The organism is Gallibacterium genomosp. 3 (assembly GCF_001678475.1).
Classification (GTDB): domain Bacteria; phylum Pseudomonadota; class Gammaproteobacteria; order Enterobacterales; family Pasteurellaceae; genus Gallibacterium; species Gallibacterium faecale.
On the sequence record NZ_JTJR01000015.1, the window covers coordinates 1 to 23576 of the forward strand.

The 23576-nt window shown below is 37.6% G+C and carries 21 protein-coding genes and 5 pseudogenes; 19 read left to right on the forward strand and 7 right to left on the reverse strand.

Annotated features, from left to right (window positions below; all coding sequences use genetic code 11):
- Positions 1 to 33: 33 nt before the first annotated feature.
- Both QV06_RS04030 and QV06_RS04035 read right to left on the reverse strand, forming a co-directional pair.
- A complete protein-coding gene (locus tag QV06_RS04030) occupies positions 34 to 1008 on the reverse strand; it encodes an NAD(P)-dependent oxidoreductase (protein WP_245174241.1) in 975 nt (324 codons plus the stop codon).
- Between the two features lie 117 nt (positions 1009 to 1125).
- On the reverse strand, positions 1126 to 2784 hold the full coding sequence (locus tag QV06_RS04035; RefSeq protein WP_065237057.1) for a putative transporter: 1659 nt from the start codon (positions 2782 to 2784) through the stop codon (positions 1126 to 1128).
- A 183-nt stretch (positions 2785 to 2967) separates the two neighbouring features.
- On the opposite strand from QV06_RS04035, the gene QV06_RS04040 reads away from it, so the two are divergent.
- Entirely contained in the window at positions 2968 to 4752 is a 1785-nt protein-coding gene (locus QV06_RS04040; protein WP_065237058.1) for an ABC transporter ATP-binding protein/permease, read from the forward strand.
- Positions 4753 to 4806: 54 nt separating this feature from the next.
- On the opposite strand, the gene hpaC is transcribed toward QV06_RS04040, so the two are convergent.
- Both hpaC and hpaB read right to left on the reverse strand, forming a co-directional pair.
- Positions 4807 to 5307, reverse strand: coding sequence for a 4-hydroxyphenylacetate 3-monooxygenase, reductase component (hpaC, locus tag QV06_RS04045; protein ID WP_065237059.1), 501 nt, complete (start codon positions 5305 to 5307; stop codon positions 4807 to 4809).
- 64 nt (positions 5308 to 5371) lie between these two features.
- Entirely contained in the window at positions 5372 to 6973 is a 1602-nt protein-coding gene (hpaB, locus tag QV06_RS04050; RefSeq protein WP_065237060.1) for a 4-hydroxyphenylacetate 3-monooxygenase, oxygenase component, read from the reverse strand.
- A gap of 266 nt (positions 6974 to 7239) precedes the next feature.
- Here hpaB and hpaA point away from each other — a divergent pair, with 266 nt between their 5' ends.
- From hpaA to QV06_RS04115, 17 genes and pseudogenes are all read left to right on the forward strand, one after another.
- Entirely contained in the window at positions 7240 to 8175 is a 936-nt protein-coding gene (gene hpaA / locus QV06_RS04055; RefSeq protein WP_082985036.1) for a 4-hydroxyphenylacetate catabolism regulatory protein HpaA, read from the forward strand.
- A 232-nt stretch (positions 8176 to 8407) separates the two neighbouring features.
- Complete coding sequence (locus tag QV06_RS04060; RefSeq protein WP_065237061.1) at positions 8408 to 9433, forward strand: TRAP transporter substrate-binding protein; 1026 nt, start codon at positions 8408 to 8410, stop codon at positions 9431 to 9433.
- A 53-nt stretch (positions 9434 to 9486) separates the two neighbouring features.
- Positions 9487 to 10014 carry a TRAP transporter small permease gene (locus tag QV06_RS04065; protein WP_065237062.1) on the forward strand — a complete coding sequence of 176 codons (528 nt, stop codon included), beginning with the start codon at positions 9487 to 9489 and terminating at the stop codon, positions 10012 to 10014.
- Positions 10015 to 10101: 87 nt separating this feature from the next.
- A pseudogene (locus tag QV06_RS12065) lies at positions 10102 to 10670 on the forward strand (TRAP transporter large permease subunit).
- A 32-nt stretch (positions 10671 to 10702) separates the two neighbouring features.
- Positions 10703 to 11338, forward strand: coding sequence for a TRAP transporter large permease subunit (locus tag QV06_RS12070; protein WP_280641925.1), 636 nt, complete (start codon positions 10703 to 10705; stop codon positions 11336 to 11338).
- Positions 11339 to 11349: 11 nt separating this feature from the next.
- Positions 11350 to 11517 (forward strand): hypothetical protein, encoded by a 168-nt coding sequence (locus QV06_RS11925; RefSeq protein ID WP_245174242.1) that lies wholly within the window; start codon positions 11350 to 11352, stop codon positions 11515 to 11517.
- A 12-nt stretch (positions 11518 to 11529) separates the two neighbouring features.
- Positions 11530 to 12036 (forward strand): annotated as a pseudogene (locus QV06_RS04075) (fumarylacetoacetate hydrolase family protein); the annotation flags it as partial.
- 291 nt (positions 12037 to 12327) lie between these two features.
- Positions 12328 to 12801: a fumarylacetoacetate hydrolase family protein gene (locus QV06_RS11930; RefSeq protein WP_245174244.1), complete on the forward strand. Its 474-nt coding sequence runs from the start codon at positions 12328 to 12330 to the stop codon at positions 12799 to 12801.
- Between the two features lie 31 nt (positions 12802 to 12832).
- Positions 12833 to 13021, forward strand: coding sequence for an aldehyde dehydrogenase family protein (locus QV06_RS12170; RefSeq protein WP_280641926.1), 189 nt, complete (start codon positions 12833 to 12835; stop codon positions 13019 to 13021).
- Complete coding sequence (locus tag QV06_RS12175; RefSeq protein ID WP_280641927.1) at positions 12988 to 13182, forward strand: aldehyde dehydrogenase family protein; 195 nt, start codon at positions 12988 to 12990, stop codon at positions 13180 to 13182. Before QV06_RS12170 ends, QV06_RS12175 begins: the two co-directional genes overlap by 34 nt.
- Positions 13179 to 14297, forward strand: coding sequence for an aldehyde dehydrogenase (locus QV06_RS04085; protein ID WP_280641928.1), 1119 nt, complete (start codon positions 13179 to 13181; stop codon positions 14295 to 14297). The genes QV06_RS12175 and QV06_RS04085 overlap by 4 nt, the downstream gene beginning before the upstream one ends.
- Before the next feature lie 16 nt (positions 14298 to 14313).
- The gene (hpaD, locus tag QV06_RS04090) at positions 14314 to 15162 is read left to right on the forward strand and encodes a 3,4-dihydroxyphenylacetate 2,3-dioxygenase (RefSeq protein ID WP_065237063.1); all 849 of its coding nucleotides are present in this window, start codon (positions 14314 to 14316) and stop codon (positions 15160 to 15162) included.
- A gap of 10 nt (positions 15163 to 15172) precedes the next feature.
- On the forward strand, positions 15173 to 15556 hold the full coding sequence (locus QV06_RS04095; RefSeq protein ID WP_065237064.1) for a 5-carboxymethyl-2-hydroxymuconate Delta-isomerase: 384 nt from the start codon (positions 15173 to 15175) through the stop codon (positions 15554 to 15556).
- A 21-nt stretch (positions 15557 to 15577) separates the two neighbouring features.
- Positions 15578 to 16789: pseudogene (locus QV06_RS04100) on the forward strand (Bcr/CflA family multidrug efflux MFS transporter).
- An 18-nt stretch (positions 16790 to 16807) separates the two neighbouring features.
- The gene (gene hpaH / locus QV06_RS04105) at positions 16808 to 17611 is read left to right on the forward strand and encodes a 2-oxo-hept-4-ene-1,7-dioate hydratase (RefSeq protein ID WP_065237065.1); all 804 of its coding nucleotides are present in this window, start codon (positions 16808 to 16810) and stop codon (positions 17609 to 17611) included.
- Positions 17612 to 17695: 84 nt separating this feature from the next.
- A pseudogene (locus tag QV06_RS04110) lies at positions 17696 to 18433 on the forward strand (aldolase/citrate lyase family protein).
- Positions 18434 to 18449: 16 nt separating this feature from the next.
- Complete coding sequence (locus tag QV06_RS04115) at positions 18450 to 19901, forward strand: NAD-dependent succinate-semialdehyde dehydrogenase (RefSeq protein ID WP_065237066.1); 1452 nt, start codon at positions 18450 to 18452, stop codon at positions 19899 to 19901.
- A 48-nt stretch (positions 19902 to 19949) separates the two neighbouring features.
- On the opposite strand, the gene accC is transcribed toward QV06_RS04115, so the two are convergent.
- From accC to aroQ, 3 genes are all read right to left on the reverse strand, one after another.
- The gene (accC, locus tag QV06_RS04120) at positions 19950 to 21296 is read right to left on the reverse strand and encodes an acetyl-CoA carboxylase biotin carboxylase subunit (RefSeq protein WP_065237067.1); all 1347 of its coding nucleotides are present in this window, start codon (positions 21294 to 21296) and stop codon (positions 19950 to 19952) included.
- A gap of 69 nt (positions 21297 to 21365) precedes the next feature.
- Complete coding sequence (accB, locus tag QV06_RS04125; protein WP_065237068.1) at positions 21366 to 21827, reverse strand: acetyl-CoA carboxylase biotin carboxyl carrier protein; 462 nt, start codon at positions 21825 to 21827, stop codon at positions 21366 to 21368.
- Between the two features lie 62 nt (positions 21828 to 21889).
- A complete protein-coding gene (gene aroQ, locus QV06_RS04130; RefSeq protein ID WP_065233697.1) occupies positions 21890 to 22342 on the reverse strand; it encodes a type II 3-dehydroquinate dehydratase in 453 nt (150 codons plus the stop codon).
- A 224-nt stretch (positions 22343 to 22566) separates the two neighbouring features.
- Between aroQ and QV06_RS04135 the strand changes: the two are divergent.
- Positions 22567 to 23553 (forward strand): annotated as a pseudogene (locus QV06_RS04135) (2-hydroxyacid dehydrogenase).
- Positions 23554 to 23576 lie beyond the last annotated feature (23 nt).

Here is a 23576-nt window from a genome sequence, read left to right on the forward strand (position 1 = left end):
TGTCTACTATACCTTATCTATCGGGGATTTTTATTATGCAACATCCCGATTTACTAGGTTGGTAGTCGGCTTAGTCGGTTGCAATGCCACAATTAAATTATCTACCGCTAACTCAGCCATTTTATACCTTGTTTCAACAGTTGCTGAACCAATATGCGGTACTAACACTGCATTTGGTAAAGACAGCAATTCTGAATCAGCCGGCAATGGCTCTTGTACAAATACATCCAATCCCGCTGCCAAAATATGTTTATTCTTTAATGCCTCAATTAACGCCTGTTCATCAACAATTTTACCTCGCCCACCATTAATCAAAATACTGGTTGGTTTCATCAATGCCAATTTTTCTTTAGTTAGTAGATTTTCCGTTTCTGGTGTTAAAGGTAGGGTAATACAAACAAAATCAGCCTCTGTTAATAACTGATCTAATTCACACCATACAGCCTGATATTTTTGCTCAACCTCTGGTTTGTGTTGACGGCTGGTATATAACACTCGCATATCAAAACCACAAAAAGCCCGCTTAGCGACAGCTGCACCAATATTTCCCATTCCGATAATACCTATCGTCTTATGATGGACATCAACTCCAAATAAATCACGTCCAATACTCTTCTGCCATTTCCCTTGATGAATAAAATCAGAAACTTCAACTATCCGTCTTGCGGTCGTCAGTAATAAAGTAAAAATTAAATCTGCCGTTGTATCTGTTAATACTCCCGGGGTATGCATTAAACGGATATTTCTCTCAGTTAATTCACTAATATCAAAATTATCGTAACCAACAGAAATCGTAGAAATTGCCTTTAACTTTCTAGCGTTAGCCAGTTTTTCTCCTTTTATATTAACGCCTGAACCAATCACACCATCAGCATCAGCTAATACAGCCAAAAATTGTTGTTCATTATGGCTATCCACTTTATCAAAACAAATAAGATTAAATTCATTAGCTAAACGGGCTTGTAACTCTGCAGGGATTGGGGAATATAAAATAACTGTTTTTTTCATAATTTTATCGCTATAACTGTTATCTTTGTTATCCTATCACTTAACGGCTAATTTAACAGAAATAGATAAAAAAATAGCCTAACTCATTGAGTTAGGCTATTTTTCATCAGAACTATTTTACAGCGCGAACAACAATATCGCTAATAACTGAGGCGAGATAATCCGTAAGAACATCACTAACGGATAAACGGTTGCATAAGAAAGTGCTGCTGCACCGCTCTCTTCTTTCATCGCATTGGCAAATGCTAATGCTGGAGGATCGGTCATTGAACCAGCAAGCAAGCCACAAATAGTCAAATAATTCAACTTACCATAGATTCTTGCCACAACCCCGGTAACAAATAATGGGATAAATGTAATTAACATCCCATAAAGTGCCCATTCACCACCATCACCATCAATTAAAGATTCGAGGAAGTTTCCACCTGATTTCAAACCAACAATTGAAAGGAATAACACAATTCCAATTTCACGCAATGCCAAGTTTGCACTCGGTGGCATAAACCAGTAAAGTTTTCCGATACTACCAATTCTTGCCAAAATTAATGCAACTACTAAAGGCCCACCAGCAAGTCCAAGTTTTAATGCTACTGGGAAGCCCGGAATTTGTAAGGGAATAGAACCTAGCAATACCCCCAAAGCAATCCCAATAAACACTGGTAACATTTGTACTTGTTGTAATTTTTGTTGTGCATTTCCAATAATTGAGGTAACTGCTTCAATCGCATCTAAACGTCCAACAAGATTTAAAACGTCCCCAAATTGTAAACTGGTATTTTGACTCGGTACCAGTTCAACCCCTGCACGGTTTAAACGAGAAATCACTACTTCATATTTTTGATGAATATTGAGATCACGGATTTTCTTCCCTAATACTTGTTCATTCGTCACCACAACACGCACAGTACGTAAATCAGTACCTCGTGTAGTTAATAATTCACTACCAGCCAAATCACCAACCACTAATTGCACACGGTGTAATACAGCTGGTTCGCCCACTAAATGCAAATAATCATGTAAATTCACAATAGTGTCATCTTTTGGCACCAATAAAGTATCACCACGTTTCAAGCGAGAACAAATCACCTCTTTAACTTCCAATCCCGGAATTTCACAAATACGAAGTCCTTCTAAATTCGGATTCGTTACTCTAACATTGATAGCATGTAAGGTTTCTTTATCGTGATTCATTTCACGTTCAAACGCCGCAGCTTCCTGATCAATTTTCACTTTAAAGAATAAGCGAATCAGCCACATAGTTAATAAAATACCACAGATACCAAATGGATATGCCATTGCATACGCTGTACCCATTGTTTCAGTAATATTCATAAAACCAAGTTCAGAGAGAATTTGTTGCCCCGCACCTAGTGATGGTGTATTGGTCACCGCACCAGAGAAAATACCTAAAATAACAGGTAATTCTAAACCAAACAGCTTATACAGAATGACGACTAATAGTGCACCTAAAAAAACGATCATCATGGCGAATAAATTGAGTTTTAAGCCTGATGATCGTAATGAAGAGAAGAAACCTGGTCCGACTTGAATCCCGATAGTATAAACAAACAGGATTAATCCAAATTCTTGCACAAAATGCATAGTATGCGCATCTAGTGTAATCCCATATTGTGTTGTGAAATGTGATACCAATATTCCACCAAACAATACCCCACCGATCCCAAGACCGACCCCTCTTATTTTCCAGTGTCCTATCCATAATCCAAGTACAGCAACTAACGATAGGAGACTGATAGTGATAGCAATATCACTCATACAACTACTCCTTAATAGTTAAAAATAAAACTAGCAAAATTATATTGCTTTCTATTAAGAAAAAAACTGAGGCAAGGCAATTTTTTACAACTTTTTTAGAAATTTTTTGCTTAAATTGTTGTCTGTAAGCAAAATAATATAAGTCATCATATAAACAAGTTATCAATTTTAGGTTGTAATAGAATGGATTTAGTTTCAGAAGCAGTGACTTCTCTTTTTTGGATTGTTAAAAGTTTTATCATTAGCAGTATTTGTTTTTGTTTAGCTCTTACTTTATTAGTTAAGTTCACCCGTTGGGGACACCAATTTTGGCAATTAACTAAAGAGTATTTCATTGGCAAACAAGGTATTGTTCCACTTTTTACCTTCACTATTATTGTTTTACTCACGTTATTTTCCGTACGTTTAGATGTGATCTATTCGCAATGGTACAACAATATGTATAAATCCTTACAGGATCTAAATGAAGAAGCTTTCTGGCAACAAATGGTTGTATTCTGCGTAATTGCTGGTGTGAATTTAGTGAATGTCTTAGTAATCTATTTTGTGAAAAGCAAATTCAATATCCACTGGCGAGAATGGTTAAATAGCCATTTCTTAGATCGTTGGCTCAGTAATCAGAGTTTTTATAAAACACAATACACTTACAACCAACTGGATAATCCCGACCAACGTATTCAACAAGATATTACTGCCTATGTAGAAAATTCGATGAGTTTTGCAACAGGGGTTATTAGTGCAACTGTTTCAATTGTTGCCTTTACTGGTATTTTATGGCATCTCTCTGGTCCAATGAAAATTGCTGGATTTGAAATTCCACATATGATGGTATTTCTTGTCTTTATTTATGTATTGATTACCAGTGTATTCGCCTTTAAGTTAGGGCGTCCATTAATCAAACTCAATTTTGCTAATGAAAAATTAAATGCAGATTACCGTTATTCTCTTATTCGCATTAAAGAATATGCAGAGAGTATTGCTTTTTATGCCGGTGAAAAAATTGAGAGAATCTTATTGAATGACCAATTTAAGAAAATTATCGATAATATATGGAAACTTGTTTATCGTACTTTAAAGCTCTCCGGGTTTAACTTAGTTGTGTCACAAGTATCAGTTGTCTTCCCTTTTATTATTCAAGCACAACGCTTTTTCTCTAAACAAATTACACTAGGAGATATGGTACAAACTGCCCAAGCTTTTGGACAAGTACATTCATCACTCTCCTTTTTCCGTAACTCTTACGATACATTTACTGAATATCGTGCAACATTAGAACGGTTAAGTGGCTTTACTGCGGCAATTCAAACTTGCCAACAAGGAAATGTTGCTGAAATCACACATACCTCCGAGCAGATTGTATTTGATAACCTTTCGGTACTGAATGCAGAAGGTACGACCTTATTAAATCAACTTAACTTAACTTTAAACAGTGGACAACGCTTATTAATTCAAGGCCCTTCTGGGGTTGGAAAAACGACATTATTGCGAACAGTCGCAGGATTATGGCTCTACTCCAGCGGAAAAATTGCTTGTCCAGAAGAAGCCTTATTCTTATCCCAAAAAAGTTATTTACCACAAGGGACACTTCGTTCAACCTTATATTATCCAAACAATATTCCTGATAATGATAACGAACGGGCACTTGAGATTTTAAAAGCAGTTCAACTACCGCATCTTATTGAGAAGTTAGATGAATATCGTGATTGGACTAAAATTCTCTCTTTAGGCGAACAGCAACGTGTTGCAATTGCTCGCTTATTATTGGCCCAACCTAAAGTTGCCTTCCTAGATGAAGCAACTTCAAGTATGGATGAAGGCTTAGAATATTCAATGTATCAATTATTGATTGAACGTTTACCAAATACGATTTTAATTAGTGTTGGTCATCGTTCTACATTACATCAACACCACACAGATCTCTTAACCTTGCTAGGAAAAGGGGCGTGGCAAACAAAAGCACTAAATTAAGAAAAAAATAACCCGCATCTTATTGCGGGTTATTATTTATCTCACCTAATAATCTTATTTCACAACTTGGAATGTTCTATTGAAATAAACTAAACCTTGTCCTTCATGAACATCAATTTTATCTAATGTCACCAAGAAAAGAGAATGTGTACCTACTTCATGCACAGTCGTAATTTTGCCATGTAAATTAGACAGTGATCCTACTAGCGCTGGTGCATGGCCTGGTTCATGTTTTTCTTTCCATACATCCATCTTAAAGCGATCTTCCATCGAACTTTCTCGCATTCCCGCAAAATGGCAAGCGAGTTCTTCCTGTTCTGCCGATAATACATTAATACAAACTTGTTTATTTTGTTGGAATACAGGGTTCATTTGGCTATTACGATTAACACAAACCAATACCGTAGGAGGCGTATCCGTAATCGAGCAAACCGCAGTTGCAGTAATACCACAAGTTCCTGCCTCTCCGTGTGTTGTAATGATATTTACTGCAGCAGCCATTCTCGCCATAGCATTACGGAAATTTTGTTGTTCTGGGGTTAAGGTTTTCGACATAAAACACTCCTAGCGTTCAGGATAAAAGAAGGTATGCGATCTAAACCGCATACCTTGTCTATGATTATTTACAGAATTTATTAAGGTCACCGAGCATATTAATATCATCTGGGTTAGTCAAGTGCGGAACTTTCCAGCCATTTTCGTCATAATCAGCCAAACATTGATCCACAAGATCAAAGCATTTTTGTAAAATGCCGTTTGCGGTTGATTGACCAAGCACTTGTAAACGGACCTCTTCTTGGCTACCAGCATAGTTAATTTCATAAAGCTCATGACGACCACCAAACTCAGTACCAATGGCATCCCATAATAATTTTAGAATCTTAATCCGTTCGCGATATTCAATATTATTTGAACCACGAACATATTTTTCTAAGTATTTATCAATATCTGGGTTATTAAAATCAAGTTTATGCGATGGTAAATAAATCAATCCACTGGTTACAGTCTGCTCTGCAATTTTCTTCACCGCAAGATAAGCCATTGGTGCCATTACTCGATAAGTTTGAATTGCAGGTAAGCTTGGCATACGACAACCGCTTTCCCAAGAGAACGAGTTTCCATACATTGCATCAGTTAATGACCAGAATAGGTTACGCCATGCTAATACTTCACCCATTTGTGCTGCTACACCACGGAACTCAATAACACCTGTACATTGTAGTGCTTTGTGAATGATACCTGATAAGAAATCTAATTTAACTGCTAAACGTGTACATGCTTGCATTGGGAATAATGTTGCAAACCCAGCATATTGAGCCCATTTACGGCAACGTTCAAAATCTTTATAAATTAAGATATTTTCTTTTGGAATAAATACCTTATCCAAAACTAGAATTGCATCATTTTCATCAAAACGGCTAGAAAGAGGGAAATCATATGGTGAACCAGTTGCACCTGCGGCTAATTCATAAGAATGGCGACAAATTAATTTCACTCCTTTTGCATCCATTGGTGCAATAAACATCATCGCAAATTTTTCATCTGAACCGATAATTTGTGCAGAACCAAAACCGATAAAGTTATAGTGGGTTAATGCAGAGTTTGTAGCCACTACTTTCGCACCACTGACAATAATACCGTTTTCTAACTCTTCTTCGACTTTAACATAGACATCTTTTACTTCATCAATTGGTTTATTACGATCAATAGGTGGATTAACAATCGCGTGGTTAAAATAGAGGCAAGATTCTTGAATACGTTTATACCATTCACGAGCATTATCCGCATAAGGACCATAGAACTCTGCATTAGCACCTAATGATGTACCAAACGCAGCTTTATAATCAGGTGTTCTACCCATCCAACCATAACTTAGACGAGACCAGGCTGCAATCGCATCACGTTGCTCACGTAAATCTTCAGCCGTTCTTGCGTAACGGAAGAATTTATGGGTATAACCGCCATTCCCAGTATCTGTTTCCCAGCATAATTCATCTTTGCTTTTTGGATCATGTAATGCATCATAAAGTCTTGCGATTGATGCTGCTGCATTTCTAAATGCAGGGTGAGTCGTTACATCTTTAACACGTTCACCATAAATATAAATTTCACGACCGTCACGAAGACTTTCTAAATATTCTTCGCCGGTAAATGGACGATTTTTTTCTTTACGGCAATCATCAGGTCTTTTATGTTGATAGTAACGATTTTGATCGGTCATGGCAGTCACTCCTTAATAAAGTTATTTGGAATTTTTACCCTTATTGGGTAGGTATTAACATTTATAGAGGAGAATTTGTGTTATTAAAATGTAATTTTTAAGTTAAAAAATGTACTTTTCTGTTATTTCTCTGTTTTATAGATAAAATGTGAGTCAGATCTCATTTACTTGGATTGACTAGTTTTTTACCTAAGAAAGAATGATAAAATAAGTATGTTTTATTTGATATCTATTGTTAATGTTCAGTAAATTTTGAGGTCTCGTTTATGCGCATTTATGATAAAGAAAGTTTTATTACCCTATTAGACGATGCCAAAAACCAAGCAATTAATATTGATATCAACCAAACCTACGGTGCACCAAAGGATGGTTCACAGATTCATTATGAATCCTTCGAGAAATTACGTATCTTTTATGGACAATTTTCAAAACTTCATTTTCATGATCGTTATTTTCAACTGCATTATTTAACTAAAGGAGCAATTTATTTACAGTTAAGTGAGAATATTTATTCCTTGAAAGCACCTTGTTTTATTTTAACTTCCCCTTCCGTTCCACATAGTTTTTATACCGAACTTGATACAGTTGGTCATGTATTAACTATTCCACAACAATTTATTTGGGATTTATTGCGTTCTATTCAGCAAAATAACAATTACTTCCAACCGCTTTGTATCGAATTAGCCACAGATAGTCCTGAAACTAAAGAGATAGAAAATATTTTAGATAAAATTGTCGAGGAATACGAAGATAGCCGTCCAGAAAAACATACAATATTACGTCTATATACCAAAATTTTGTTTATTAATATTGCTCGCTTAAAAGAAAAGAATTTACAAACTGCAGAAAAGCTACCTGTGAAAGGTGGCGATATTGATCTATTCAACCAATTAATTGAACAAAACTTTAGAAAAAACTGGGTAATCTCTGAATATTTAACTCATCTCTGCATTAGCGAAAACCGTCTCAATGTTTTATGCAAAAAGTTTTCTGGTCTTTCGCCTAAACAAATTATCATTGAACGTCAGCTACAAGAGGCAAGATATCAATTAATGTTTACCCAAGACTCTATTAGCAAAATTGCTTATGATCTTGGTTTTAGTGACCTGCTTATTTTTCTCGTTACTTCCAAGCTCGTGTTGGTGTTTCTCCAAAAAGATCTCGCGATCGAGATCACACATCCTAAAAACTCTTTCCATTGAACAGGAAAAGTACATTTTTTCACGAAAAGTACATTTCAAGTTTGTAAAAAAATCTATTATAAATTTTAACAATCTTAATAATTTTTAACCAATAAGTATTAAGATTCTGTTTTGACTATTCTGTCTGTTTTCTAAATTGTCTTAACGATTTTAATAATAATTACTCTGCTTGCTTCTATGGTTTTAAGCAAGTGTTCATGCAACACTTCATATTTATGATGGAGACCTTACCATGAAAAAAATGACACTACTTGTCCCTGTTTTAGCTTTTTCGTCTATCACAAACGCTTTGGCTGCAGATAAAGTCACGTTAAAAATCGGACATTTTTTACCGCCACTTTCTACAATTCATCAACATATCCTTACCCCTTGGTGTAGTGATTTAAATAAAGAATCTAAAGGTCGAATTGAATGTCAACTTTATCCATTAAACCAACTTGGTGGCACTCCAGCACAACTGGTTGACCAAGTTCGTTATGGCGTTGCTGATATTGTCTGGACTGCACCTGGCTGCTCTGCTGGACGTTTTAAAACCATTGAAGCCTTAGAAACACCATTTCTTCTACCTAATTCCCGAGTAGGTAACCAAGTTGCATGGAAATTCTTTGAGAAACATTCTAAAGATGGTGAATTCAAAGATTTCAAAGTTATCAGTGTACAAACCGACGGTGGGGTCACTTTCCATGCAAATAAACCGCTAGACAATGTAAGTGATCTCAAAGGAATGAAACTAAGAACGCCTACTCGTTTAGCTTCTCAAGTAATGAAAGCACTCGGTGGCGAAGCAATTTCAATTCCACCATCACAAGTGGCAGAAAGTATTTCTAAAGGCGTTGTAGATGGTGCAATGGGTGCATGGGAAGTCGTACCACCATCTAAACTCGATGAAGTTACTAAATATCACGTATTGCCAGAAAGTGGACAACCATATCCAACTGTAACGGTATTAATGCTGTTAATGAACAAAAATAAATACAACAGTATGCCTGCTGACTTAAAAGCTATCTTTGATAAATACAGTGGTCCAGCTATGGTTGAACGTATTACCAAAGCATGGGAACAAGCTGAAAAAGAGGCAATTGATAAAACATTAGCAGGTAAAGGTGTTATCGCAAAATATGACGCAGCAAAAATCCAACAAATGCAAGAGATGACAAAATCTGTTACTGAACAATGGATTTCTGATGCGAAAAAATCTGGTGTAGATGGCCAAGCATTAATTGATGACATCAAAAATATGGTTAAAGAACAACAATAACCATTATTTTCTCAAATTTTAGCCCCATCTTTTGCGTGGGGCAGGAGGATGCAATGAGTGAAACATTGCCAGTCAACGAAGTACCTACTTTAGTTGATACCCCTGTGGGACGAGTTCTATATCAAATCTCTAAACAATTTGCCTTGTTAGGTGGATTTATTTTTCTTGTGCTAATTGTTATTTCACTCTACTCATTAATCGGGCGCAAGTTAGGCTTTGGCGGTGTAGTTGGTGATATTGAGCTGGTTCAAGCAGGCGGGGCTGTTGCTGGTTCATTATTCTTACCGTTCTGTACCATTATGTATGAACACTTAAAGGTTGATTTCTTCACTATGAAATTGCCTCTCAGTATTCAAAACAAACTTGATGCACTTGCTGATTTAGCATTATGTGGTGTTGCTTTATTGTTGGTATATCGAATGGCAATCCAAAGTGTAGCGTTATATGACTTTGCCGAAGTCACAGCATTAATGTCTATCCCTGTATGGATCCCCAATATGCTGATGATCCCTGGATTTTGTTTAATGGCAATTTGCTCACTATATTACTGCATAGTTCACGCTACACAAAAAGGAGAATAACCTATGATGAGTGGCGTAGAAATGGGAATTGTAGGATTCCTTATCTTATTAACCTTACTATTAATTCGTATCCATATTGGCATTGCAATGTTCCTAGCCGCCGCAGGTCTTTATCTCTATTTAGGCCAAGGTGATGTGAGTATGTTAATGTTCACGTTAAAAGGTTTAGTGTATGCCCGCTTATCTAACTACGATCTTGCTGTGATTCCATTTTTCATTTTAATGGGACAATTTGCATTAAATGGCGGTATGTCAAAAGCTTTATTTAGAGCAGCAAGCAGCTTTATTGGACATTGGCGAGGTGGTCTAGCTATGTCAGCGATTGGTAGTTGTGCTGCTTTTGGTGCCATTTGTGGTTCATCTTTGCTACCGCAGCAACTATGAGACAAGTCGCCTTACCTGAATTAAAGAAAAGAAAATATTCTGGTGCATTATCTACTGCAACATTAGCTGCTGGTAGAACATTGGGTATCTTAATTCCCCCGTCAGTTCCATTAATTATTTATGCTGTATTAACACAAGAATCAATTGGTAAATTATTCGTTGCCACAATTATACCTGGCTTATTAGCTATGCTCGGTTATGTTTTAGTGGTAAAAATCCTCGTTACCATTAAGGCCCAACATCAGAAAAAATGCCTTTTAAAGAGGCTCTAAAAAGCCAATTTTAGGTCATTCCAATTTTTATTGTGCTCTTAATTGTAATTATCAGTATTTATGCTGGTTGGGCAAATCCAACAGAATCTGCCTCTATTGGTGCAGCTGCTTGTGGTGTGGTTGCTTGGCTAAATGGTGGTTTAACTTGGCGAGGCGTACTCGATAGTATTTTAGGGACAGCAACCACTACCGCAATGATTTTTATGGTACTGATTGGTGCTGACTTATTAAACTCAGGTCTAGCTATTACACAAATGCCTAATCAATTAGCAGCTTGGATAGTAGAACAACAATTTCCACCATTATTAGTTCTATTCATAATCTTACTCATTTATCTCTTTTTAGGCTGTGTTATGGATTCTCTTGCCATGATCCTCCTCACTATTCCTATCTTTTATCCAATTATTATGGGATTAGATTTTTGGGGATTAGCCGATCAAGATAAATCAATTTGGTTCGGAATTTTGGCCTTAATGGTTGTAGAAATTGGTTTGGTTACATCACCGGCTGGGATGAATCTCTTTATTATCAATAAAATCGATGGTGAAACCTCTTTAGGACAAACATCAAAGTGGATCGTGGCATTTCTCTTCTCTGATTTTGCACGTATCGCATTAGTCACTTTTGTACCAATTTTAGCGTACGGACTTGTTCACCTATTTGAATAGAAGGTATTTTTATGACTCAAACATCATTAGCCAAACAAGTGGTTGAAACCTGCACTACCGCCGCACCATCCGTGTTTGCGATTGCATTAAATAGCCGTGAACAATTAGCACGACTAGATGAAAAATTTAACCAAGCACCTTATCAAACACCGCCAAAAACACCGGTAATCTTCTTATAACCACCTAGTACATTAAACATCAATGGTGGTGCAGTAGTATTGCCAGAAGGGCAAGCTGAATTACGCATTGAACCTCATCTCGGTGTGGTATTTGCCGATACAACCTCGAGAATCAATCAAGCAGAAGCGTTCAACCATATTCGTGGATTTGTGCCTGTTAATCTCTTTTCACTCCCTAGTGATGATTACTATCGCCCTGATATTACAGGTCGTTGTCGTGATGGGTTCTGTTCCATTGGTCAAGAGATCAAACAAGCTGCCGTTACTGATCCAGATAACATCAGCGTTAGTATCAGTGTAAATGGTCAATTTAAGAAAAAAAGTGAGGGAAATATTATGTTACGCAGCATCTCAGAATTAATCGCTTTCCTTAGCCAATTTATGACTTTTAGATGCGGTGATATTTTATTAGTTGGTACTGATGATTGTCCAATTATTATGACTAAAAATAGCTGTGTAGAAACTACTTTTGAACAGCTTGGTACTGTGACTAACACCGTTATCGAGTCAGCTAAATAAGGAGAACACTATGACGAAATATGCTCGTGTTTTATATCGTAATCAAGTCCATGTAGTCACCGTACTTGATGACAATACATTGCTATTGGCCAATCAACAAACTATTCCTGCTGCCGCAGTGCAATAGCTGCCTCCATCAACAGGAACAATGTATGCACTTGGTTTAAATTATGCAGATCACGCTTCTGAATTGGCATTCAAAGCACCAACAACACCATTAGTATTTATCAAAGCACCCAATACTTATACTGGCCACAAACAAGTAACTTGCGCCCAGATAATGTTGAATATATGCATTATGAATGTGAATTAGTCGCTGTTATTGGAAAAGTTGCTAAAGATATTAAAAGAGAACAAGCAATGGCATACATTGCTGGATATACCCTTTGTAACGATTACGCCATTCGTGATTATCTAGAAAATTATTACCATCCTAATCTTAGAGTCAAAAATCGTGATGCAACAACCCCTCTCGGCCCATGGATTGTGGATCGAGATGATATTGCCGATCCAATGAATTTAACCTTAAAAACGTGGATTAATGGTGAGTTAAAACAACAAGGCACCACCAAAGATATGATTTTTGATATTCCATTTTTAGTTAAGTACCTCTCGCATAGAGTGGCATTGCAACCCGGTGACATGATTGCGACAGGCACCCCGAAAGGGTTAGCTGATGTGAAACCAGGTGATGTTGTTGATGTTGAAATCGAACAGGTTGGCAAGCTAACAAATTATCTTATAAGTGAACATGCTTTATTTTAATCGATAAACAGTTTTTAGAGAGGAGCATACTATGATTAAACATTGGATCAACGGCAAAGAAGTCGCAAGTGAAGAAACATTCCAAAATATTAATCCTGCAACTGGAGAAGTGATTTGTGAAGTAGCCAGTGGCAGTGAAAAAGAAATTAATGCTGCAGTACAAGCGGCAAAAGAGGCCTTTCCTAAATGGTCGCCCCCGCTAAAGAACGTGCTAAATTAATGCGTAATTTAGGTGACTTAATTGATAAACATATCGCCCAACTCGCAGAATTAGAAATTTTAGATACCGGTTTACCAATTCATCAAACTAAAAATGTTCTCATTCCTCGAGCTTCACACAACTTCAATTTCTTTGCTGAAGTCTGTACCCGAATGAAATGAATGGGCACTCTTATCCTGTTGATGACAAAATGCTTAACTATACGCTCTATCAACCAGTTGGTGTTTGTGGGTTCGTTTCACCTTGGAATGTACCTTTTATGACAGCCACTTGGAAAACTGCACCTTGTCTAGCATTAGGTAATACCGCAGTATTAAAAATGTCTGAACTCTCACCACTCACAGCCAATGAATTAGGTCGTTTAGCGTTAGAAGCGGGTATTCCAGAAGGGGTATTTAATGTGGTGCAAGGTTATGGTGCCACTGCGGGTCATACCCTTGTTTGTCACAATGATGTTCGTGCAGTTTCTTTCACGGGCGGTACCGTTACTGGTCGCAATATTATGCGTAATGCCGGTTTGAAAAAATTCTCAATGGAATTAGGTGGAAAATCACCAGTATTGATCTTCGATGATGCAGATGTAGAACGTGCTTTAGACTCTTCTCTATTTGCGATTTTCTCTTTAAATGGCGAACGTTGTACCGCAGGTTCACGTATTTTCATTCAAGAAACCATCTATGATGATTTTGTTAAAGAATTTGCAGAACGCGCTAAACGTATCATTGTTGGCGATCCACAAGATTTTAATACCCAAGTAGGTTCAATGATTACTCGCCAACATTATGACAAAGTTACCGGATACATTCGTATTGGTATTGAAGAAGGCGCAACCTTAATGGCAGGCGGTCTAGAACGCCCAGAAGGTTTACCAGAACACCTCAGTAAAGGTAACTTCATTCGCCCAACTGTATTCGCTAATGTGAATAATAAAATGCGGATCGCACAAGAAGAGATCTTTGGTCCAGTCGTTTGCTTAATTCCATTCAAAGATGAAGAAGAAGCGCTTCGCTTAGCCAATGATGTAGAATATGGTCTTGCTTCTTATGTCTGGACTAACGATCTCGGTAAAGCACATCGTTTAGCACACGGTATCGAAGCCGGTATGGTATTTATCAATAGTCATAATATTCGTGATCTCCGTCAGCCATTTGGTGGTGTAAAAGCGTCTGGTGTTGGTCGTGAAGGTGGTGAATACAGTTTTGAAGTCTTTGCTGAAATCAAAAATATCTGTTTACCGTTACAAAATCACACTATCCCACGCTGGGGCGTAAAATAAACATAAGGAGAGCACTATGGGTAAACTAGCATTAGCCGCCAAAATTACACACGTGCCGTCAATGTATCTTTCTGAATTACCGGGGAAAAACCACGGTTGCCGTGAAAGTGCAATCCAAGGCCATTACGAAATTAGTCGCCGTTGTCGTGAGTTAGGGGTCGATACCATCGTTGTTTTTGATACACACTGGTTGGTGAATAGTGCTTATCACATTAACTGCTGTGATCATTTTGAAGGGATCTATACCAGTAATGAATTACCTCATTTCATTAAAGACATTACATTTAATTATGATGGTAATCCTGAATTAGGGCATTTAATCGCTGATTTTGCTGTGAAGAAAGGTGTACGTGCCCAAGCACATGAAATTCCAAGTTTAAAATTGGAATATGGCACATTAGTTCCAATGCGATATATGAATCAAGATAAGCATTTCAAAGTTGTATCAATTTCTGCATTTTGTACCTCGCACGATTTTGAAAATAGTCGCAAATTAGGTGAGGCTGTACTAGAAGCAATCGAGGCTTATGATGGTACTGTTGCGGTATTAGCTAGTGGTTCACTTTCACACTACTTCATTCCAGATGAACGTGCAACAGAGGGAATGAACAGTTATACCAGAGAGTTTGAACATCAAGTTGATTTGCACGTCGTTGATATGTGGAAACGAGGCAACTTCAAAGATTTCTGTGCAATGTTGCCGGAATATGCTGAATTTTGCCGGGGTGAAGGCAATATGCATGATACTGTGATGTTACTCGGTATGCTTGGTTGGGATAAATACGATAAGGGTGTAGAAATCCTTACCGATCTTTTCCCAAGTTCTGGTACTGGACAAATTAATGCGATTTTCCCGTTTGCATAAGGAGCAATAAATGCCACATTTTATTGTTGAAGCAACAGATAATCTAAAGGGTAATGTTGATTTTGCCGCTCTTTTTCCACAAGTGCATGACTATCTAGCTGGTACAGGTATTTTCCCTCTTGGTGGTATCCGTAGCCGAGTACATTGGGTTGATGTTTATCGTATGGCAGATGGTAAAGAAGATGATGCTTTCATCCATATCACCTTAAAAATTGGTGCGGGACGAGATCAAGCTGAATTAAAACGTGTTGGGGAAAACCTGTTTTCATTATTAACACAATTTTTTGAACCAACTTTTGCTAAACGTTATTTCGCATTATCTTTTGAAATCAGTGAGTTAAGTGAAACATTGAATTTTAAAAAGAATAATGTTCACACACGTTTTAAAAAATAACTTCACTAAATAGGAGAGTATATGCCGAACTCACGTACACCAATTAAACCTTTATCTGAAATTGCTCTGATCATTTTTTTAGGTGGTTTAGTTGGCTTCGGCCCACTCTCTATTGATATGTATCTGCCTACCTTCCCTAATATTGCGGAATACTTAGGAGCAGAAATATCTCAAGTTCAATTTACAGTAAGTACATTCCTGATGGGCTTTTGTGCAGGGATGTTACTCTATGGACCATTATCCGATCGTTATGGACGCCGCTTTATTTTAATTATTGGTATGTCGCTCTATGTCTTAGCGAGTATAGCCTGTTTATTTGTCACCAATATTGAACAATTACTTATTTGTCGATTTTTGCAGGCATTTGGCGGTGGCGCTGCTCCCGTTTTAGGACGGGCTATTGTGCGAGATCGCTTTCCACCGCAACGCACTGTAAGCATTCTATCCATGATGCAGCTAATCACAATGTTAGCGCCATTACTCGCCCCTATGATTGGCGGCGTATGATTGCTCTTCTTTGATTGGCGTTCCAACTTTGTATTACTTGCTATTTTAGGTGCTATCTGTTGGATTATTGTCTATTTTCGCCTTGAAGAAACTCATCAGGTTAATGTTTCTGCTCCATTAACATTAACAACTATATTTCATCCTTATTGTATTGTCCTTCGTAATCCACCTACCGTAGGCTATATTTTCTGCCTATCTTCAATGTTTGGTGGCTTATTCACCTATGTTGCAGGTACACCTTTTGTTTACATTGATTACTTTCATTTCTCACCACAACATTATGGTTATTTCTTTGGACTCAATGTTATTGGGATCATCATATGTACTTTATTAAATAATCGATTTGCCAAAAAATATTCATTACAAACTCTCTTAGCAGGCGAAGTCAGTTTAGTCGCCATTGCGGGTATTGGATTTGCTTTCGCAGATCCTAACAACTTAATCGCCATTATGTTGCCATTATTCCTTTTTATTGGCCTAACTGGTGCGATTGCACCTAACATTATGGCAATGCTATTACAACTACATCGTGATCGTGCGGGCACAGCAATGGCTCTTGCTACCTCAATGCAATTTGCTGGAGGTCTCTTCGCTAGTGCAGCACTCTCTTATTTTTTTCAAGGAACACCACAAACCATGCTTCTCGTGCTTTGTGTCTGTTCTATCTGTGCAGTAACAGGATTTTTACTCGCTGCATTTTTATCAAATAAACAACAAACATCATAATAGGTTTAAGGTGAAACTATGTTAACTCAAGACATCATTCAACAAGCGGCACTTGCATTAAATCAAGCAGAAAAAAGTAGAGCTCAGATTGAACAATTTTCTTTAGCTTATCCAGGAATTACGATTGAAGATGCGTATGCAATTCAAAAAGAGTGGGTGGCAATGAAAATTGCAGAGGGGCGTGTTTTAAAAGGCCATAAAATTGGTTTAACTTCTAAAGCGATGCAGAATAGTTCACAAATTGATGAACCTGATTATGGGGCATTATTAGATGATATGTTCTTTGAAGAAAATGGGGAAATTCCAATCTCACGTTTTATTGTCCCGAGAGTGGAAGTTGAATTAGCCTTTATCCTAAAACGTGATTTAACGGGGCCTAATTGCACTATTTTTGATGTATTAGATGCCACTGACTATGTGATTCCTGCTTTAGAAATTATTGATGCTCGCATTGAACCTTTTGATCGAAAAACTAAAGTTCCTCGTCGTGTATTTGATACGATTTCTGATAATGCTGCTAATGCTGGCGTGGTTTTGGGCGGCCGTGCAATTAAGCCAATGGATGTTGATTTACGCAGAGTTGCTGCAGTGCTTTATCGTAATGGTATTGTTGAAGAATCTGGAGTATCCGCAGCAGTATTAAATAATCCACTTAAAGGTGTTGCTTGGTTAGCTAATAAATTAGCACCTCATGGTGTCACCCTCAAAACAGGCCAAATTATTTTAGGAGGCTCTTTTACTCGTCCGGTGCCAGCAAGACAAGGCGATACATTCCATGTGGATTATCACGAGCTCGGCAGTATCTCAATGCAGTTCGTTTAGGAGGAATTGCTAATGAAATTACCTGAAAATTTATTTAAAAAAGCGATTAATAACAAACAAGCTCAAATCGGTGTCTGGGTGGGTATGGCTAATGGATATGCTTGTGAAATAGCAGCGAATACTGGCTTTGACTGGTTATTATTAGGCGGTGAACACGCCCCCAATGATATTCAAACCTTATTATATCAATTACAAGTTGTTAGCGGTTATCATTCAACTTCAGCTATCGTTCGTCCACCAATTGGTGATCCTGTGATTACTAAATAGTTATTAGATATTGGTGCACAAACCTTATTAATTCCAATGGTAGAAACTGTTGAACAAGCAGAAGCATTAGTTCGAGCAGTACGCTATCCACCTCGTGGTATTCGTGGTGTTGGTAGTGCCTTAGCTCGTGCTTCACGTTGGAATAATGTAGAAAACTATTTACATCAAGCTGATCAAGAAATTTGTTTATTACTGCAAATTGAAACTGAAAAAGGATTACAAAATCTGTCTGAAATTGCTAAAGTGGATGGGGTTGATGGTATTTTCATTGGACCAGCCGATTTAAGTGCTTCATTAGGTCATTTAGGTAATCCGGGACACCCGGAAGTACAAGAATATATTGAGCAAGCGATTAGAATTATTCGCCAAGCCAATAAAGCACCAGGTATTCTTTATACAGATCCTAAGATGGCACATCACTATTTAGCATTCGGTTGTCTTTTTGTCGCAGTAGGCGTTGATACCTCAATTTTAATGCGAGAGTTATCTAAATTGGCGAGTAGTTTTAAACAACAAACACCAACGATAACAACAAGCCGTAATAGTGTGTATTAACACAAAGGAACAAATTATGGATCTTTCAAATTTTAGTTTATTACGAACCCAATCATACATTAACGGTCATTTTGTTAATGCAGAATCAGGTAACGTTTTTCCCGTTACTAATCCTGCCACTGGTGAAGTGCTTTGTGAAGTTAGCGATGCAGGTATTAAAGAAACTGAACGAGCTTTATATGCTGCACAACAAGCACAACAAGCTTGGGCAACGAAAACAGGCAAAGAACGTGGTCAAATCTTACGTCGTTGGTTTGATCTCGTGATGACAAATCAAGAGGAACTTGCACAATTATTAAGCCTTGAACAAGGTAAACCATTGGCTGAAAGTCGAGGTGAAATTGCTTATGGCTCCAGTTTCTTAGAATGGTTTGCTGAAGAAGCAAAACGTGCTTACGGTGATGTGATTCCACAAGATAAAGTGAATCGTCGTATTGTCGTGATTAAACAGCCTATCGGGGTTGTCGCAGCAATTACACCTTGGAACTTCCCGAATGCGATGATTACACGTAAAGCTGCACCTGCACTCGCCAGCGGTTGTACGATGGTTTTGAAACCTGCACCGGAAACCCCATTATCTGCTTTAGCATTAGCTGTATTAGCAGAGCAAGCTGGCGTTCCTGCCGGGGTGTTTAATGTGGTTATTGGGACTGATGCCGTCGGTATTGGTAAAGTCTTAAGCCAACACGATATTGTAAAAAAACTCACGTTCACTGGTTCTACTCGTGTCGGTAAAATTTTAATGGAGCAATGTGCTTCAACAGTGAAAAAAGTTGCTCTTGAATTAGGTGGTAACGCACCATCTATTGTATTTGATGATGCTGATCTTGATACAGCGATCGAAGGCATTATTGCTTCTAAATTCCGTAATGCTGGACAGACTTGCGTTTGTACCAATCGTATCTATGTACAACGTGGCATTTATCAGGCTTTTGTCGAAAAATTCTTAGCACGTGTACAACAGATGAAGGTAGGCTCCGCTTTTGAACAAGGCGTAGAAATTGGTCCTTTAATCAATCAAAATGCTGTTCATAAAATCGAAGATCATATTGCAGATGCATTAGCTAAAGGAGCTACTCGTGTGTGCGGTGGTAAGTTACATGCTCTTGGCGGTACTTTCTTTGAGCCAACTATTTTAACTAGCGTTAATCAAAATATGAAAGTTGCTAAAGAAGAAACCTTTGCACCATTAGCACCAATTTTCTGTTTTGATACGGAAGAAGAGGCTATCCAAATGGCAAATGATACTGAATTTGGCCTTGCATCTTATATCTATACACCAAATATGAGCCGAATTTGGCGAGTCAGTGAAGCACTTGACTATGGTATAGTAGGAATTAATGAAGGCATTATTTCTACTGAAGTTGCACCATTTGGTGGCGTGAAACAATCTGGGCTAGGACGCGAAGGTTCACGTTATGGTCTTGAAGAGTTTATGGAAATGAAATATCTCTGTATGAAAATTTAGCATTTTCGCTGATAAAAAAATGCCAGTGCTTCGACACCGGCATTTTTATTATTCATTTAAACCAAGTTTTTTCTCTAAGTAATGAATATTAGTACCACCTTTTTGGAAATTCTTATCATCAAGAATCATCTCATGTAGTGGAATATTGGTTTTAATCCCTTCAATAATGGTTTCATTTAATGCAGTTTGCATACGACGAATAGCCACTTGACGATCTTCACCATAACTGATTAATTTACCAATCATTGAGTCATAATTCGGCGGTACAGTATAACCACCATAAATATGGGAATCCCAACGGATACCAAAACCACCTGGCGAATGTAAATGCTCAATCTTACCTGGTGATGGTAAGAATGTCGCAGGATCTTCTGCATTAATACGACATTCAATCGCATGGCCACGTACTTTGATATCTTCTTGTTTGAATGAAAGTGGTAAACCCGCCGCAATACGCAACTGTTCTTTCACTAAATCTACACCAGTAATCATTTCAGTTACTGGATGCTCTACTTGAATACGTGTATTCATTTCAATGAAATAAAATTCACCATTTTCATAGAGGAATTCAAATGTACCTGCACCACGATACCCAATTTCTTTACAAGCATTCGCACAACGTTCACCAATATTACGACGCATTTCTTCAGTAATGCCTGGTGCAGGTGCTTCTTCAACCACTTTTTGGTGACGACGTTGCATAGAACAATCACGTTCTGCTAAATAGATTGCATTGCCGTGTGTATCTGCTAGCACTTGAACTTCAATATGGCGTGGATTTTCTAAATATTTTTCCATATACACCATATCATTATTGAATGCTGCTTTTGCTTCTGCCTTAGTCATCGCAATTGCTTCTTCTAAAGCACTCTCTTGACGAACAACACGCATACCACGTCCGCCACCACCACCTGATGCTTTAATAATAATTGGATAGCCAATACGTTTCGCAATTTCTTTATTTTTATTAATATCACGACCTAATGGACCATCTGAACCTGGTACACAAGGTACCCCCGCTTTTTTCATTGCTTCAATCGCAGAAACTTTATCTCCCATTAGACGAATAACGTCTGCTGTTGGTCCAATAAAGATAAATCCTGAACGCTCTACTTGCTCTGCAAAATCTGCATTTTCAGATAAGAAACCATATCCCGGATGAATCGCATCTGCACCAGTTACCTCAGCTGCCGCAATAATTGCTGGAATATTTAAATAGCTTTTTGCTGAAGGAGCTGGCCCAATACATACCGTTTCATCTGCAAGCAATACGTGTTTTAACATACGGTCGGCGGTTGAATGAACTGCTACCGTTGCGATATTTAATTCTTTACACGCTCTTAAAATACGTAATGCGATCTCACCACGGTTGGCAATAACCACTTTTTCTAACATAACTTGTATCCATGATTTGAAAGTTAACAACGCAACTTGTTATGAATTGCGTTGTAGATAAACATTGGTCTATTCGATAACGATTAATTGCTCATCAAACTCAACCGCATCACCATCATTGACAAGAATCGCTTTTACAACACCTGCTTTATCAGATTCAATACGATTCATCATTTTCATTGCTTCAACAATACAAAGGGTATCACCAACTTTAACGGTTTTACCAACTTCAACGAATGGTGCTGCTTCTGGGCTTGGGCTACGATAGAAAGTTCCCACCATTGGAGAGCGAATAATATGACCAGTTACAGTACCTTTCTCTTCTGCTGATATTGCTTTTGGTGCTGGCTCAGCCACTGCTGGTGCAACTTGTTGAGGTACAACAAATGATTGCGGCATTACTGGCACTGGTGCCGCAGCAACGTTACCACGACTAATACGTACTGACTCTTCACCTTCGGAAATTTCAATTTCCATGATGCCTGATTCTTCAACCAATTCGATAAGTTTTTTTATTTTACGAATATCCATAATTTGATCCGTTATAAGTTAATTGTTTAATCGACAAACCACAAAAACGCTGGTGGCAATGATTAATTTGCTTGTTGCTGCTGCAAATAAGCAACGGCAAACTGTAACGCATATTGATATCCTGCCGCACCTAAACCACAAATCACCCCCACAGCAACATCACTTAGGTAGGAATGATGACGGAAAGGTTCACGGCGATGAATATTTGAAAGATGAATTTCCACAAAAGGAATCTCAACTGATAATAGAGCATCTCGCAACGCCACACTCGTATGAGTAAAGGCTGCTGGATTGATCAAAATAAAATCCACTTCACCTAAGCTATCATGAATTTTATTAATAAGCTTTTCTTCGCTATTTGTTTGGAAACAAGTCAACGCAATATTGTATTGTGCTGCCACCTTTTGCATATCGTTTTCGATATCTTGTAATGTTTGTTTACCATAATGTTTAGGTTCTCGTTTACCTAACATATTCAAATTTGGTCCATTTAACAGCAAAATACGAAATGACATAATTTCCTCTTCTTCATTCTCTAAATGAAATGCCACATTATAACGATTTTATTGAAAATCACAGCATTTATCTGCTCGTACCACTCAAATTATTCTAAATTTTATCAAAATCGTCTTTTTTAACAACAAACGATATTCGCAACTTTTCACCCACTTTCTGCATTTCCTAATAACACCTAAGCATCAATAAGCGTTAAGATACTCCTCAATAAAGGAGTATTACCATGAAAATTGCTGTTTATAGTACCAAAAGTTATGACAGAAAATATCTTGAACTTGTGAATGTCAAATATGGTTTTGAATTAGAGTTCTTTGACTTTATGTTAAGTAAGCGAACTGCCAAAATGGCAGAAGACTGCCAAGCTGTCTGTATTTTTGTTAATGACATTGCCGATCGAGAAGTATTAACCCAACTTTCCTAATTAGGTATCCAAACTGTTGAATTACGCTGCGCTGGTTTTAATAACGTTGATCTTAACGCTACCAAAGAATTAGGTATTAATGTTGTCAGAGTTCCAGCATACTCACCTGAAGCGGTTGCTGAACATACCGTTGGTTTAATGCTAACCTTAAATCGCCGTATTCACTGGGCATATCAACATACTCGGGAGGCAAATTTTTCATTAGAAGGATTGATTGGTTTTAATATGCACGGACGTACGGTAGGTGTTATCGGTACAGGGAAAATCGATCTTGCTGTGATGCGGATTTTAAAAGGCTTTGGTATGTATATACTTTGTTATGATCCATTTAAAAATCCAGCTGCACAAGAACTTGGAGCAACTTATGTTTCTTTAGATGAACTCTATGCTCATTCTCACGTAATTACCTTACACTGCCCTGCCACACCAGAAAATTATCACTTGTTAAACCCTGATGCATTTAACAAGATGAAAGATGGTGTGATGATTATTAATACTAGTCGCGGTACATTGATTGATACTAAAGCTGCTATTGAAGCCCTAAAATCACGTAAAATTGGTTCATTAGGGATGGATGTTTATGAAAATGAACGCGATCTCTTCTTTGAAGATAAGTCAAATGAAGTGATTCTTGATGATGTATTCCGCCGTCTATCTTCTTGTCATAATGTCTTACTGACAAGACATCAGGCATTTTTAACTGAAGAAGCATTGACCAGTATTTCTGAAGTAACGCTCAACAACATTGCTCAAATTGAACAAAAATTACCCTGTGCGAATTCACTTTAGATTTTAGCTATTATTGGAATTCA

Excerpts from the sequence above, each read along its gene's own strand:
- QV06_RS11930 (WP_245174244.1), top strand. The coding sequence starts at position 12,328 with ATGCATTATGAATGTGAATTAGTCGCTGTTATTGGAAAAGTTGCTAAA.
- QV06_RS04035 (WP_065237057.1), bottom strand. The coding sequence starts at position 2,784 with ATGAGTGATATTGCTATCACTATCAGTCTCCTATCGTTAGTTGCTGTA.
- QV06_RS04065 (WP_065237062.1), top strand. The coding sequence starts at position 9,487 with ATGAGTGAAACATTGCCAGTCAACGAAGTACCTACTTTAGTTGATACC.
- accC (WP_065237067.1), bottom strand. The coding sequence starts at position 21,296 with ATGTTAGAAAAAGTGGTTATTGCCAACCGTGGTGAGATCGCATTACGT.
- hpaC (WP_065237059.1), bottom strand. The coding sequence starts at position 5,307 with ATGTCGAAAACCTTAACCCCAGAACAACAAAATTTCCGTAATGCTATG.
- hpaD (WP_065237063.1), top strand. The coding sequence starts at position 14,314 with ATGGGTAAACTAGCATTAGCCGCCAAAATTACACACGTGCCGTCAATG.
- QV06_RS04115 (WP_065237066.1), top strand. The coding sequence starts at position 18,450 with ATGGATCTTTCAAATTTTAGTTTATTACGAACCCAATCATACATTAAC.
- QV06_RS04060 (WP_065237061.1), top strand. The coding sequence starts at position 8,408 with ATGAAAAAAATGACACTACTTGTCCCTGTTTTAGCTTTTTCGTCTATC.
- aroQ (WP_065233697.1), bottom strand. The coding sequence starts at position 22,342 with ATGTCATTTCGTATTTTGCTGTTAAATGGACCAAATTTGAATATGTTA.
- QV06_RS04040 (WP_065237058.1), top strand. The coding sequence starts at position 2,968 with ATGGATTTAGTTTCAGAAGCAGTGACTTCTCTTTTTTGGATTGTTAAA.
- hpaA (WP_082985036.1), top strand. The coding sequence starts at position 7,240 with ATGCGCATTTATGATAAAGAAAGTTTTATTACCCTATTAGACGATGCC.
- QV06_RS11925 (WP_245174242.1), top strand. The coding sequence starts at position 11,350 with ATGACTCAAACATCATTAGCCAAACAAGTGGTTGAAACCTGCACTACC.
- QV06_RS04085 (WP_280641928.1), top strand. The coding sequence starts at position 13,179 with ATGAATGGGCACTCTTATCCTGTTGATGACAAAATGCTTAACTATACG.
- QV06_RS04030 (WP_245174241.1), bottom strand. The coding sequence starts at position 1,008 with ATGAAAAAAACAGTTATTTTATATTCCCCAATCCCTGCAGAGTTACAA.
- QV06_RS12175 (WP_280641927.1), top strand. The coding sequence starts at position 12,988 with ATGGTCGCCCCCGCTAAAGAACGTGCTAAATTAATGCGTAATTTAGGT.
- QV06_RS12170 (WP_280641926.1), top strand. The coding sequence starts at position 12,833 with ATGATTAAACATTGGATCAACGGCAAAGAAGTCGCAAGTGAAGAAACA.
- QV06_RS04095 (WP_065237064.1), top strand. The coding sequence starts at position 15,173 with ATGCCACATTTTATTGTTGAAGCAACAGATAATCTAAAGGGTAATGTT.
- hpaH (WP_065237065.1), top strand. The coding sequence starts at position 16,808 with ATGTTAACTCAAGACATCATTCAACAAGCGGCACTTGCATTAAATCAA.
- accB (WP_065237068.1), bottom strand. The coding sequence starts at position 21,827 with ATGGATATTCGTAAAATAAAAAAACTTATCGAATTGGTTGAAGAATCA.
- hpaB (WP_065237060.1), bottom strand. The coding sequence starts at position 6,973 with ATGACCGATCAAAATCGTTACTATCAACATAAAAGACCTGATGATTGC.